General features: G+C 67.1%; 14 protein-coding genes. 4 read left to right on the top strand and 10 right to left on the bottom strand.

Features of this window, described 5'->3' with window-relative positions; all coding sequences use genetic code 11:
- Positions 1-56: 56 nt before the first annotated feature.
- From QLH51_RS03200 to QLH51_RS03170, 7 genes are all read right to left on the bottom strand, one after another.
- Positions 57-269: a cold-shock protein gene (locus tag QLH51_RS03200; RefSeq protein WP_125654451.1), complete on the bottom strand. Its 213-nt coding sequence runs from the start codon at positions 267-269 to the stop codon at positions 57-59.
- Between the two features lie 185 nt (positions 270-454).
- Positions 455-874: a hypothetical protein gene (locus QLH51_RS03195; RefSeq protein ID WP_125654453.1), complete on the bottom strand. Its 420-nt coding sequence runs from the start codon at positions 872-874 to the stop codon at positions 455-457.
- A 95-nt stretch (positions 875-969) separates the two neighbouring features.
- On the bottom strand, positions 970-1167 hold the full coding sequence (locus QLH51_RS03190; protein WP_125654455.1) for a hypothetical protein: 198 nt from the start codon (positions 1165-1167) through the stop codon (positions 970-972).
- Entirely contained in the window at positions 1136-1693 is a 558-nt protein-coding gene (locus tag QLH51_RS03185; protein ID WP_125654457.1) for a hypothetical protein, read from the bottom strand. Before QLH51_RS03185 ends, QLH51_RS03190 begins: the two co-directional genes overlap by 32 nt.
- On the bottom strand, positions 1690-4650 hold the full coding sequence (gene uvrA, locus QLH51_RS03180) for an excinuclease ABC subunit UvrA (protein WP_125654459.1): 2961 nt from the start codon (positions 4648-4650) through the stop codon (positions 1690-1692). Before uvrA ends, QLH51_RS03185 begins: the two co-directional genes overlap by 4 nt.
- The gene (locus QLH51_RS03175) at positions 4647-5018 is read right to left on the bottom strand and encodes a hypothetical protein (RefSeq protein WP_206428779.1); all 372 of its coding nucleotides are present in this window, start codon (positions 5016-5018) and stop codon (positions 4647-4649) included. The genes uvrA and QLH51_RS03175 overlap by 4 nt, the downstream gene beginning before the upstream one ends.
- Positions 5015-5821 (bottom strand): DUF1206 domain-containing protein, encoded by an 807-nt coding sequence (locus QLH51_RS03170; RefSeq protein ID WP_164516051.1) that lies wholly within the window; start codon positions 5819-5821, stop codon positions 5015-5017. The genes QLH51_RS03175 and QLH51_RS03170 overlap by 4 nt, the downstream gene beginning before the upstream one ends.
- 121 nt (positions 5822-5942) lie before the next feature.
- On the opposite strand from QLH51_RS03170, the gene QLH51_RS03165 reads away from it, so the two are divergent.
- On the top strand, positions 5943-6743 hold the full coding sequence (locus tag QLH51_RS03165; protein WP_125654463.1) for an energy transducer TonB: 801 nt from the start codon (positions 5943-5945) through the stop codon (positions 6741-6743).
- 11 nt (positions 6744-6754) lie between these two features.
- Here QLH51_RS03165 and QLH51_RS03160 read toward each other — a convergent pair whose 3' ends face one another.
- Together QLH51_RS03160 and QLH51_RS03155 are read right to left on the bottom strand one after the other, a co-directional pair.
- Entirely contained in the window at positions 6755-7213 is a 459-nt protein-coding gene (locus QLH51_RS03160; RefSeq protein WP_125654465.1) for a vgr related protein, read from the bottom strand.
- A gap of 56 nt (positions 7214-7269) precedes the next feature.
- Positions 7270-7953, bottom strand: a complete 684-nt coding sequence (locus QLH51_RS03155) for a hypothetical protein (RefSeq protein WP_125654467.1) — start codon at positions 7951-7953, stop codon at positions 7270-7272.
- A 181-nt stretch (positions 7954-8134) separates the two neighbouring features.
- Here QLH51_RS03155 and QLH51_RS03150 point away from each other — a divergent pair, with 181 nt between their 5' ends.
- Entirely contained in the window at positions 8135-9235 is a 1101-nt protein-coding gene (locus QLH51_RS03150) for a helix-turn-helix transcriptional regulator (RefSeq protein WP_125654469.1), read from the top strand.
- 14 nt (positions 9236-9249) lie between these two features.
- Here QLH51_RS03150 and QLH51_RS03145 read toward each other — a convergent pair whose 3' ends face one another.
- Positions 9250-9684 carry a copper chaperone PCu(A)C gene (locus tag QLH51_RS03145; protein ID WP_125654471.1) on the bottom strand — a complete coding sequence of 145 codons (435 nt, stop codon included), beginning with the start codon at positions 9682-9684 and terminating at the stop codon, positions 9250-9252.
- Between the two features lie 153 nt (positions 9685-9837).
- On the opposite strand from QLH51_RS03145, the gene dnaK reads away from it, so the two are divergent.
- Both dnaK and dnaJ read left to right on the top strand, forming a co-directional pair.
- Complete coding sequence (dnaK, locus tag QLH51_RS03140) at positions 9838-11748, top strand: molecular chaperone DnaK (protein ID WP_125654473.1); 1911 nt, start codon at positions 9838-9840, stop codon at positions 11746-11748.
- 114 nt (positions 11749-11862) lie between these two features.
- A complete protein-coding gene (gene dnaJ / locus QLH51_RS03135; protein ID WP_125654475.1) occupies positions 11863-12987 on the top strand; it encodes a molecular chaperone DnaJ in 1125 nt (374 codons plus the stop codon).
- Positions 12988-13217: the final 230 nt, after the last annotated feature.

Below are 13217 nucleotides of genomic sequence, written 5' to 3'. Positions count from 1 at the left end.
GGGTGTCCTCCCGTAGAGAAAGGGCGGGCGGAGATGGCTCCGCCCGCCCCATAGTATCAGTCTGCGGCCGTCAGGTTGACGGCGCTGACGCGACCGCGCCGATCCTCTTCCAGCTCGTAGCCGACGCGCTGGTTCTGGTTCAGCGTCACCATGCCGGCGCGCTCGACCGCCGAGATGTGGACGAAGGCGTCGCCGCCGCCATTGTCAGGCGCGATGAAGCCATAGCCCTTGTCGACGTTGAAGAATTTTACGGTGCCAAGCGTGGCCATATGCGTTCCTTCCGGATGTTGCGGGCGGCGGAACGGCCCGTCACCCGTGCCTTAGGCAGCAGGGAAAGAAGGAACTTGCCGCAAAGCAGGAAACCATCGATTTGCGACTGTAGCTAACTCCATATGGGTATCGGTCCGCCCCCGGACAAGGAGCGGACCGATTTAGTTCCGGCGCTGTCCGAAGATCAGCGGCAGCGCACGTTGTTGCGGTTGCCGCGATCGATCGCCTGGCCGCCGGCGGCACCCGCTGCGCCGCCGAGGATCGCGCCGAGCAGGCCCGACCCGCCCGGGCGCAGCGCGGTGCCGATCACGCCACCGGCGATGCCGCCGACGATCAGGCCGGTGGTGCCGTCGTTGCGGCGGCAATAATAGCGGCCGTCCTGCCCGACATAGACCCGATCGTTGTTCGCCAGACGACGTTCTCGATACCGGCGGTCGTCGCGATAATAGCGCGAGGCATCATAGCCGTTATATGCCGGATCGGGACGATCCCAGTCGTAGCGGCTGTAGCCCGCATCGGCATAGCGCGGACCGCCCATGCCGTAATCGTTGCAACCGGTGAGCAAGGTGGCGGCGGCGACGCAGCCGAGGGTGAGCGCACGCATGACGACATGTCCTTCGCTTGATATCGATCAAGTCGGAATGCGGGGGGCGGACGTAGGTTCCGAAATTATACGGTGAACCAGGTTTGCCGCTGCACCTACCAGCGCCCGCCGGCCGCCTCGATCGCGGCCAGCAGCGCGCGTTTGCTGTCGGTACGGTTACCCCCGGCGTTGCGCGGCAGTTCGGGATTGCCGAGCGCGGCGCGGCGGCGCGCGAGGTTCGCAGCGAAGGTCGCGTGATCGATCGTCGGGCCGGACCAGTCGTCACGGCCTGAACTGTACGTCTTCGATACCATAATCACCCGCGCTTTCTTCCCGCACCCTGCGGTCAAGATAGGCCCGATCGAGGTCGGGATGAAGATGAAACAGCAACCGCGCCTGTTCGATGCGATCCGGCGCGGTCCCCGAGGCGTACTGCCCCATACGGTCGGCGATCAGATCCTCGACGCCGAGAATGGCGAAGGTCGCACCGGGAGCGACGTTTTCGATCAGGGGAATACGGTCGCGATGAACCATTCCGTCCAGCGGCGTGCTGCCGACGATCTCGAAGCCAAGGCTCAATTCCGGATGGACCCAGCCGCGCGTCGAGACCCCCGCTCCGCTCGGGCGGACGAAACCGTGGTCGCGCATTACCGCTTCCAGTTCGGATTGCACGGGTGAACACAGGTCGAAGTCGCCCGTCGCCACCGCGCTGCCGGACCAATATTCCACCGCCGCCCCGCCGACGAGAATCGGTCGGGGCTGGCCGGTTTCGCGCAATGCTTCGCTGATGGCGGCGAACATCCGCAACGCCGCCTCGAACGAAGCGCGCCAGACGCTCACTCCGCCGCCTGCGCCCTCGGGGTCAGCAGCGGCTTCAGATACCGCCCGGTAAAGCTGCCCTCGACCGCCGCGACCTTTTCCGGCGTCCCCTCGGCAACCACGCGGCCGCCCTTCACGCCGCCTTCCGGCCCCATGTCCAATATCCAGTCGGCGGTCTTGATGACGTCGAGATTGTGCTCGATCACCACCACCGTATTGCCCTGTTCGACCAGCTGGTGGAGCACCTCCAGCAGCTTGCGCACGTCCTCGAAATGCAGCCCCGTCGTCGGTTCATCGAGGATGTAGAGCGTGTTGCCGGTCGCCCGCCGCGCCAGTTCCTTGGCCAGCTTCACGCGCTGCGCCTCGCCGCCCGACAGCGTCGTCGCCTGCTGCCCGACCTTGACATAGCCGAGGCCCACTTCGGCCAGCATCGCCATCTTGTCGCGGATCGGCGGCACCGCCTTGAAGAACTCGACCGCGTCCTCAACCGTCATGTCGAGCACGTCGGCAATGCTCATCCCCTTGAACTTCACCTCCAGCGTTTCGCGATTATAGCGCGCGCCGTGGCACACGTCGCACTCGACATAGACGTCGGGCAGGAAGTGCATCTCGATCTTGAGCACGCCGTCGCCCTGGCACGCCTCGCACCGGCCGCCCTTGACGTTGAAGCTGAACCGGCCGGGCTTGTAGCCGCGCGCCTGCGCTTCGGGCAGGCCGGCGAACCAGTCGCGGATCTGGGTGAAGGCGCCGGTATAGGTCGCCGGGTTCGACCGCGGGGTGCGGCCGATCGGCGACTGGTCGATGTCGATGACCTTGTCGAGATGCTGGAGGCCGGTGATCTTGTCATGCTTGCCCTGCACGATCCGCGCGCCGTTCAGCGTGCGGGCGGCGGCGGCATAGAGCGTGTCGATGGTGAAGCTCGACTTGCCCGATCCCGACACGCCGGTGATGCAGGTGAAGGTGCCGAGCGGCAGCGACGCGGTGACGCCGGTCAGGTTGTTGGCGGTGGCATTGTGCACCGTCAGCTTCTTGCCGTTGCCCTTGCGGCGCTTGTCGGGCAGCGGCACCGACCGCGTGCCGTTCAGGTAGTCGGCGGTGACCGACCCCTTGGCCTTCAATATCTGCTTCAGCGTCCCCTTGGCGACCACCTCCCCGCCATGGACGCCCGCGCCCGGTCCCATGTCGATGACGTAATCGGCGGTGCGGATCGCATCCTCGTCATGTTCTACCACCAGCACGGTGTTGCCGAGGTCGCGCAACCGGCGCAGCGTCGCCAGCAGCATGTCGTTGTCGCGCTGGTGCAGCCCGATCGACGGTTCGTCGAGCACGTACAGCACGCCCGACAGCCCGCTGCCGATCTGCGAGGCGAGGCGGATGCGCTGCGACTCCCCGCCCGACAGCGTGCCCGACGTCCGGTCGAGGTTCAGATAGTCGAGCCCGACATTGTTCAGGAACCCCAGACGTTCGACGATCTCCTTCAGGATCGACTGCGCGATCGCCTTTTGCTGGTCGTTGAAATGGTCGGGCAGCGACTGGAAGAAGCGCAGCGCGTCGACCACCGACAGATGCGTGGCATAGGCGATGTCCTGCATCGCCACCTTCACCGCCAGCGCCTCGGGCTTCAGCCGCGCGCCGTGGCAGGTCTCGCACGGCTGCGAGGCCTGATACTTCGCCAGTTCCTCGCGCATCCACGCGCTCTCGGTCGACAGCATCCGCCGGTTGAGGTTGCCGAGCACACCCTCGAACGGCTTCTTGACGTCGTACGACTTGCGGCCATCGATGAAAGTCAGCGTCACCGGCTTGCCGCCGGTGCCGTGCAGGATCACCCGCTGCGCATCCTCGGGCAGATCCTTCCACGCCGTGTCGAGCGAGAAGTCATAGGCTTTGGACAGGCTGCCCAGCACCTGCATGTAATAGGGTGAGGGCGGGTTGGACTTCGCCCACGGCACCACCGCGCCCTTCTTGATCGACAGTTCGTGGTTGGGGACGATCAAGTCCTCGTCGAACTCCAGCCGTTCGCCCAGCCCATCGCACGCCGGACACGCGCCCTGCGGCGCGTTGAAGCTGAACAGGCGCGGTTCGATCTCGCTGATCGTGAAGCCGCTCACGGGACAGGCGAATTTCTCCGAAAACACGATGCGGTTGTCGGGAATGCCGGCGCCCTTCAGCTTGCCGGTCTGCGGCGCGGCTTCGGTCGCGCGGTCGCCCTGTTCGCTGGGGATCGGCGGGTTGGTCGACTGCGCCTCGGCAACCGTCGTGTCGAGCAGGTCGACATAGGCGAGGCCGTCAGCCAGCTTCAGCGCGGTTTCGAAACTCTCGGCCAGCCGGGTGGCGACCTCCGGGTTCACCACCAGGCGATCGACCACGACCTCGATATCCTGCTTGAACTTCTTGTCGAGCGCCGGCGCATCTTCAATCAGGTGCACCTCGCCATTCACCCGCACCCGCTGGAACCCGGCCTTCTGCCACTCGGCCAGTTCCTTGCGATACTCGCCCTTGCGCCCGCGCACCACCGGCGCCAGCAGCAGCAGCCGCGTCCCTTCGGGCAGCGTCAGCACGCGGTCGACCATCTGGCTGACGGTCTGCGCGCTGATCGGCAGGCCGGTGGCGGGAGAGAAGGGCACGCCGACCCGCGCCCATAGCAGCCGCATATAGTCGTAGATTTCGGTAACCGTCGCGACGGTCGAGCGCGGGTTGCGCGACGTCGTCTTCTGCTCGATCGAGATCGCCGGGCTCAGCCCCTCGATATGCTCGACGTTCGGCTTCTGCATCAGTTCGAGGAACTGCCGCGCATAGGCCGACAGCGACTCGACATAGCGCCGCTGCCCTTCGGCATAGATCGTGTCGAAGGCGAGGCTGGACTTGCCCGAACCCGACAGGCCGGTGATGACCGTCAGCGTATCGCGCGGGATGTCGATATCGACGCCCTTGAGGTTGTGCTCCCGCGCACCGCGGACGGAGATATGGGTCAGGCTCATGCGGTCCGTTCTATCTTCGTTCTTCTGGATTGGCTAGACGCTGACATGGGGTCGCCCGACCGCCGTTGCGAGGGGGCTTTCCCGCGCCAGTCGAGCGAGCGGCGGTTGAGGTCGGCCATATCGGCCTCGCCCGCGATCGCCGCGTCGCCCAAAGCGATGGCGCGAGCCAGCGCCGCCGGATCGGCATGGGCATAGGCCGGGCGTCCCGCGACATGGTCGTACCACACCCCGCCAAACGCATTGTCGAGCAGGATGCGCTGGAAACAATGATCGGCTACGACCGGCCAGCGTCGCTCCCGCGCCACGTCCGGCAGTTCGCGCCGCGTCAGGCCCAGCCAGCGTGCGGCGAGCGCGTCCCGCGCGCTCATGCCGGCAAGCGCACCTGCAACCGCCGCCAGCGCGCCTCGACGAAGCTGAACGCGCCGAACGCGATGAAGCCGATGCCGATCGCGGTCAGCAACAACTGACCGCCCGCCTGTCGCTGCAACAGCGCCATGCCGCTCGCCATGCCGCCGGCCGCGTCCGCATCCGCCGCCCATGCCGCGCCGACGAACAGCACCGCGATCGCCGCGAATACCGCCGCACGGGCGCCATAGCCGATGCGACCCATGGTGCAGACATAGCCGGGCACCGGCGTACCCCCGGACAGGGTGCGGGCGAACTCGCCGGTCCATGCCTTCTTCGCCTGCTGCGCCGCCGCCGCCAGCAGCGCGATGGCGACCAGCGCCACCAGCAACTGCCCGCCCGGCTGGTCGAGCATCCACGCCGTCCAGTCCTGCGCGCTGTCCTCGCCGCCGACCCGGCCGGTCGCCCGCGCGCTGTGCATCGTCAGCCGCGCGGCGGTCCACGCCAGCACGACATGGGCGATACCGCTGACCGCATGGCCGGCGCGGCGGAACGCCCCCTTCGCATCGCGGCCCTGTGCTTCGGGATCGAACAGCGCCTCGGTCAGCCGCCACAGCGCATAGCCCGCCAGCCCAGCCGCCATCGCCGCCAGCAGCCATTCGCCGAACGGCTCGTCGGCGAGGCTGGCGATCGCCCCCTGGTTGTCGCCCGCCTTGCCGCCGCGCAACGCCGCGTCGATCGCGAACCACCCGACGATGCAATAGACGATGCCGCGGGCGGCGAATCCCAGACGGGCGAGCAGGGTAGCGCCGGTGCGCGTCGACATGGGGGCAAGGCTTTCAAAGTCGTTTCGCGGTCCCAACAGCCCGGGGCGACGCGCGGTTCCGGCGATTGCGGCGGGCATGGCGTGATGGCATCCTGCCGTACAGGGCAACGAGGGGCAGGCGATGCGGACGATGATGTTGGCAGCATTGGTGGCGGGGCAGTCGGGGGATGTGCCTCCGCTGCAACCCGCGGCACCATGGGGCGTGGACTATGCCGACAGCCTGTGTACGCTCAGCCGGACCTATGGCGATGCCGCGACGCCGATCACGCTCGCCTTCCAGCCGGATTTCTTCGGTCAGGGGCTGAAGGCGTTCGCCATGGGCACGCGCAGGCAACTGGGTGGACAGGGTGCGGCCAACGTCACGCTGGCGATCCCCGGGCGCGATCAGCCGATCAGGACGACCGGCACGCGGTTCCACCTGCCGACCGGCGATCGCGCGGTCCTGCAATACATCCTGTCGCGCGACGTTTTCGAATCGCTCGTCGACGCGCCGACAGCCACGATCGATACGTCGAACGGTCCGCCGGTCACGGTCGTGCTGTCGCTGAGCAGGCCCGCCGTCGCGGCGCTGCGGCGCTGCGAAACCGATCTTCTGGCGAAATCCGGCTATGATCCTGCCAAGGTCGCGCGGGTCGTCACGCCGCCAGGTTCCAATCCCGGAAGTTGGCTCACCGACCGGGACTATCCCGAGGCAGCCCGCAAGGCGAAGCAGTCGGGGAAGGTGTTTGTCGGCATGACCGTCGCCGCCGACGGAAAGGTGACTGACTGCCGGATACTCCAATCGTCCGGTGCGGCCTCGCTCGATCAGGCGACCTGCCCCATCCTGTTCGAACGCGCGCGCTTCCGCCCCGGCCTCGATGCCGACGGCAAGCCGGTCGAGTCCTACAAGAGTCTGACCTTCACCTGGAGCCTGCCGCGCTGATCCACGCGGCCCTACCGCCCGAACGGCAGCAGCGCCTCGTACACGTCCAGCGGCGGCTTGTCCTTGACCGCCACCCCCTGTCGCAGCAGGAACGCATGGCGCACGATCTCCGCCTGCTGCTCGATGCCATAGGCGTCGAACGGCTTGCCGGGCACGATGGCGTAGCGATAGGTGCACAGCGGATGCCGCATCAGCGGCAGCCAGTATCGCCCGCGATGCTGCGTCTGGTGGATGTGCATCATCTCGTGCAGGAACAGCGCCGCCAGATCGCGGCCGGCCGATGCGAAATCGTCGCGGTACAGCGTGCCCTTCGGGTGGAAGTGGATGCACCCGGTCGGCGCCATCGCGACCTGTTTCGGCTGGAAGAACGCCCATTTCGCGTTGGCGATCCGCGCCCGTCCGTAATCGATCGTGTCGCCGAACATGGTGCGGGCAAGGTCGGTTTCGGGACGGGTGAGCGGCCGGCGCATCGCCGACAGATGGTGGCGGGGGCCGCGTCCGTAAAGGACGTGGCCCCCGCCTGCGATCAGAAACGGTAACCGATCGCGAACTGCAGGATCGGATAGACCTTCACCTTGTCGATATCCGACTGCAGCGAACGGCGCTCGATCTCCAGGTCCTGCTGGAACGTCGCATTGGCGCGCGCCGTGCCGGTCGCGGTGAAGGTGTCGAGCTTCATCGCGCCCTGGAACAGCGCGCCCGCCTCGAACCCGAACATGAATCCGCGCTGGTTCTTCCCCGACCAGCCGAGCGTCAGCGCGGGGGAGATCTTGTTCGGCTCGGCACGACCGTTCAGCGTGCCGATCTGCGCGGCGGTATAGTCGTTGTTGCCGAGCGTGGCCGCGCCATTGGGCGTCGCCGACACCACCACGGCGTTGCGATTGATCCGCGCGCCGCCCGACAGGCGGAAATTTCCGCCGAAGGGATAGACGTCGACCATGCCGCCGAACGACTTCAGCTTGATGCTGCCGTCATAATCGGCATCGTCGGATTCGAACGACCCGCTGACATTCAGGAAGTTGGCGCTGCCCCGGATGCCGACATGGTCCGAAAAGCGGAAGCCGACCTCCGGTCCGATGCCGAGCGATCCCGCGCTGAGCGCCACCGACACCGTCGACGACGGATCGGCATCGGCCGGACCGGTCTGCGCGGCGGCAGGCAGGGCGAAGAGGCAGGCACCGGCGATGGCGCCGGCCAGGATGATACGCATAATGTCCCCCCGAAAAATTCGATCATGCGGCACGTGCTGGCTGACCAGCGGCACCGCACGCGGGGAATGCCGCCGACCGGGGGCGTCGGGCATCGTCCAAATGGGGTATGTCGCCCGGTGCGGCGATCCGCTAGGCTCCGACACGGCGACATTGCGCATCGGGTGTCTCCGGGGGGACGCGATGGACGACACCGACATTGTCGACCGGTTCAGGCGCGCGGCGTTCGGCATGGACGACTGGCACGGCGCGCTGGGCACGCTTGCCGACGCGACGCAGGCGTCGGTGGTCCACCTGTCCGGCCTCGACCCGAACGGGGCGGTCGCGTTCAACATGATCCGCGGGGCGACGCCCGACATGTTCGATGTTTTCGTAGCCGAAGGCGGGTTCGACGGAGCCCGCAATCCGCGGACGCGGGTCGCGACCGGCGGAACGATGTTGCGCACGGTCGTCGACGAGGAATTGATGACCGAGCGCGAACGCAGGGCGCTGCCGATCTTCGACAATCTGTTCGAACGTGCCGGGGCGTCCCGCTCCGCGCTGACGCGGCTCGACATTCCCGGGGTTCATGCGACGGTCGCCGTCATGCGCGCCCGATCCTTCGCCGATTGCGGCGGGCGGGAGCGGCGCCTGCTCGACGCGATCGCGCCCGCGCTGTCGGGAATCGTGACGCAGGCGATCCAGCTTGGAAACCGGCAGGACCATGTGATGCAGTCGACGGCCGAATCGCTGGAACGGTCGGTCCTGCTGCTCGACGGGATGCGGCGCATCGTGCTGACGTCGCAATCGGCCGACCATTGGCTGGGACGTGACGGTCCGCTGACCGTACGGACGGGGCAGGTCCGCGCCCGCGACGCGGCCAGCGAAGCCGCGTTCGCGACGGCGATCGCCGCCGTGCTCGACCCGGACCAGTCGCTATATCCCGGGCGAAAGGTCGTGCTGCGGTCGCCCCCGACGACCGATCTGCGCGACGGCGCGCGCATGGTCGTGACCGTCAGCGCGGTGCCGCGCAGTCCGTCGGGGCCGCTCGGCCGGGCGCGGGTGATGGTCAGCGGCCGGACGAAGACGGTGGCGTCTGCCGAGCTCTATGCCACGATGTTCGACCTGACCCCGGCGGAGGCACAGGTCGCGGTTCTGGTGGCGCAGGGGCACCACCCGGCCGCCATCGCCATGGCGCGCCATTGCAGCGTGCTGACGGTCCGCACCCAGATCAAGGCGCTGTTCGACAAGACCGATACCAACCGGCAGGGCGCGCTGGTCGCCTGCCTCCATGCGGTCGGCTGACGACCGCCCGCCGATCAGGGTGGCGGATCGCCCGCGCCGACCAGCCTCGCATCGATGGTGACGTCCTTTCCCCCTTCGAAGCGGAAGGTCAGCGGGATGGTGCCGCCGGGCCGCAGATCGCCTTTCAGGCCGAACAGCATGACGTGCGCGCCACCCGGTTTCAGCGCGATCCGGTCGGTCCCGTCGAAGGACATGCGCGGCAGGGGGCGCATCGACGCCATGCCGCCATGACCGGCCATGCTCTCGTGCAGTTCGCTGCGCTCCGCCGCCGGGGTCGCAACGCCGGTCAGCGCCGGCGCCGTCGAACCGCGCGATACCGTGGCATAGGCCGCGGCCGGGCGTCCGGGTACGGCGGGCAGGCGGATCCACGCATCGTCGACCTGTGGCGGGTTCCGGCATCCCGTCAGCGCCACCGCCGCCGCCGCCAGCGTCATCCACCGTGTCTTCACGCCCACGCTCCCATTCCGATACGGTTCCCTATGCCGCGCATAATCTTGCGGCAAGCCGAACCCTGCCTATATCCGCCGTCGTAACGACCCGCCCGTGCCTCCCCAGGCCGGCGGGTGAGGCATTCATTTCAACCCGGGGGCCAATGAGGGACCATGGCTAAAGTAATCGGTATCGATCTGGGCACGACGAACAGCTGCGTCGCGGTGATGGAGGGCGGTAGCCCCAAGGTCATCGAGAACGCCGAAGGCGCGCGGACCACGCCGTCGATCGTCGCTTTCGCCAAGGATGGCGAGCGTCTGATCGGCCAGCCGGCCAAGCGTCAGGCAGTGACGAACGGCGACAACACGATCTTCGCGGTGAAGCGCCTGATCGGCCGCCGCTTCGACGATCCGGTCACCAAGAAGGACACCGAACTGGTTCCCTACACCATCGCACGCGGCCCGAACGGCGATGCGTGGGTGAAGGCGGGCGGCGAGGAATATTCGCCGTCGCAGATCAGCGCGTTCATCCTGCAGAAGATGAAAGAAACGGCGGAGTCGTATCTCGGCGAAACCGTGACGCAGGCGGTCATCACCGTGCCGGCGTACTTCAACGATGCCCAGCGTCAGGCGACTAAGGACGCCGGCAAGATCGCCGGTCTCGAAGTGCTGCGCATCATCAACGAACCGACGGCGGCGGCGCTCGCCTACGGCCTCGACAAGGACAACAACAAGACCATCGCGGTCTATGACCTTGGCGGCGGCACCTTCGACATCTCGGTGCTTGAAATCGGCGACGGCGTGTTCGAGGTGAAGTCGACCAACGGCGACACCTTCCTCGGCGGCGAGGACTTCGATGCGAAGATCGTGCAGTTCCTTGCCGACGAGTTCAAGAAGGCTGAAGGCATCGACCTGACCAAGGACAAGCTGGCGCTTCAGCGGCTGAAGGAAGCCGCCGAAAAGGCAAAGATCGAGCTGTCCTCGACCCAGACGACCGACGTCAACCTGCCGTTCATCACCGCCGATGCGACCGGCCCGAAGCACTTGGTCAAGTCGATCACCCGCGCCGATCTGGAGCGGCTGGTCGAGGATCTGGTGAAGCGGACGCTGGAGCCGTGCAAGAAGGCGCTGGCCGATGCCGGCGTGCAGGCGAGCGCGATCGACGAAGTCGTGCTGGTCGGCGGCATGACGCGCATGCCGCGCGTCCGCGAAGTCGTGAAGCAGTTCTTTGGCAAGGAACCGCACACCGGCGTGAACCCCGACGAGGTCGTGGCGATCGGTGCCGCGATTCAGGCGGGCGTGCTGCAGGGTGACGTGAAGGACGTGCTGCTGCTCGACGTGACCCCGCTGTCGCTGGGTATCGAGACGCTGGGCGGTATCATGACCCGCATGATCGATCGCAACACCACCATCCCGACCAAGAAGTCGCAGGTCTATTCGACCGCCGACGACAATCAGGGGGCGGTGACGATCCGCGTGTTCCAGGGCGAACGCGAAATGGCGTCGGACAACAAGATGCTGGGCCAGTTCGACCTCGTCGGCATTCCCCCCGCGCCGCGCGGCGTGCCGCAGATCGAGGTCACGTTCGACATCGACGCCAACGGCATCGTCAACGTGTCGGCCAAGGACAAGGGCACCGGCAAGGAACAGCAGATCCGTATCCAGGCGTCGGGCGGCCTGTCGGACGGCGATATCGACCAGATGGTCCGTGACGCCGAGCAGTTCGCCGAGGAGGACAAGAAGCGTCGTGCCGGCGCCGAGGCGAAGAACAACGCCGAATCGCTGATCCACACGACCGAGCGCCAGCTTGCCGACAACGGCGACAAGGTCGACGCGTCGCTCAAGGCGGAGATCGAGGCCGCGGTCGCCGAGACCAAGGCGGCGGTCGAGAGCGGCGATGCCGATCGCATGACCGAAAAGAGCACCGCGCTGGCACAGGTCGCCATGAAGCTCGGCCAGGCGATCTACGAAAAGCAGCAGCAGGCCGAAGCCTCGCCCGCTGCCGATACCGGCGAAGCGAAGAAGGCCGACGACGACGTGGTCGACGCCGAATTCTCGGAAGTCGACGACAGCCGCAAGGCGTAACCTACTGCTCCCTCTCCCCTTCAGGGGAGAGGGCCGGGGAGAGGGGGCGTCGTGTGACTGCCCCTCTCCCAACCCTCTCCCCGCCGGCGGGGAGAGGGCTTTTGGGGTTCTCGAATGACCACCGAAGTCGATTTCTACGAACTGCTCGAATGCGAGCGCACCGCGGATGCGGGGACGATCAAGTCGGCCTATCGCAAGCTCGCGATCAGATACCACCCCGACAAGAATGCCGGATGCAGGGATTCCGAGGCGAAGTTCAAGGCGATCAACGAAGCCTATGACTGCCTGAAAGACCCGCAGAAGCGTGCCGCCTATGACCGCTACGGCCATGCCGCCTTCCGCCAGGGCGCGGGTGGGGCGGGTGCCGGCGCGCAGGATTTCGGCGGCTTTTCCGATATCTTCGAAAGCGTCTTCGGCGAATTCATGGGCGGCGGCCGGCAGGGCGGCCGCGCCGGTCCGCGTCGCGGCGCCGACCTGCGCTACGACATGGAAGTGTCGCTGGAGGAGGCCTATCACGGCCACCAGACCGAAATCACCGTCGACGTTTCGACCAGCTGCGGTCCGTGCGGCGGCAGCGGCGCGTCGCCGGGCACCAAGGCGCGGACGTGTCAGACCTGCGCCGGTCACGGCAAGGTCCGCGCGCAGCAGGGCTTCTTCGTCGTCGAACGCGCCTGCCCCACCTGTCACGGCGCGGGACAGGTCATCAGCGACCCGTGCCCGGTGTGCAACGGCGAAGGCCGCGTCGACCAGACCAGGACGTTGCAGGTCAACGTGCCCCCCGGCGTCGACGAAGGCACGCGCATCCGCCTGACCGGCGAGGGCGAGGCGGGCGCACGGGGAGCACCCGCGGGCGACCTCTACATCTTCCTCCACGTGAAGCGCCACGCGCTGTTCGAGCGCGAAGGGACCGCGCTGCACGCCCGCGCGCCGATCAGTTTCACGACCGCGGCGCTCGGCGGTGTGATCGAGATTCCCGGCCTCGACGGGCAGAAGCACAGCATCCGCGTGCCCGCCGGCATCCAGTCGGGCAAGGAACTGCGCCAGCGCGGTGCCGGCATGCCGGTGCTGCAAGGGCGCGGGCATGGCGACATGGTCATCCATATCGAGGTCGAAACCCCGACCCGCCTGTCGGCGCGGCAGAAGGAACTGCTCGAAGCGTTTCGCGAGACCGAGACCGGTGAGGAATGCCCCGAATCGATGGGCTTCTTCAGCCGTCTGAAGACCGCGCTCGGGGGATAAGGATTGAAGCAGGCGTCATCCCGGCGAAGGCTGGGATCTCCCGGTTACAGCACGCTGCGGGAGCCGCAGGAGACCCCAGCCTTCGCCGGGGTGACGTTTCCATACAGACGGATCAAGCTACAGGAGCGGCCTCGAACCATTCGTCTCCCAGCGAAGGCCGGGCTCCATGGACGGCACGCCGTCGCGACGCCATCGCGGGGCTCCCGACACAATGGAACCCGGTCTGCGCC

The sequence above is a fragment of the Sphingomonas sp. 2R-10 genome (genome assembly GCF_030062225.1).
GTDB lineage: Bacteria > Pseudomonadota > Alphaproteobacteria > Sphingomonadales > Sphingomonadaceae > Sphingomonas.
Note: the sequence above shows the minus strand (reverse complement) of the source record. Positions and strands in the feature narration are given on the sequence as shown.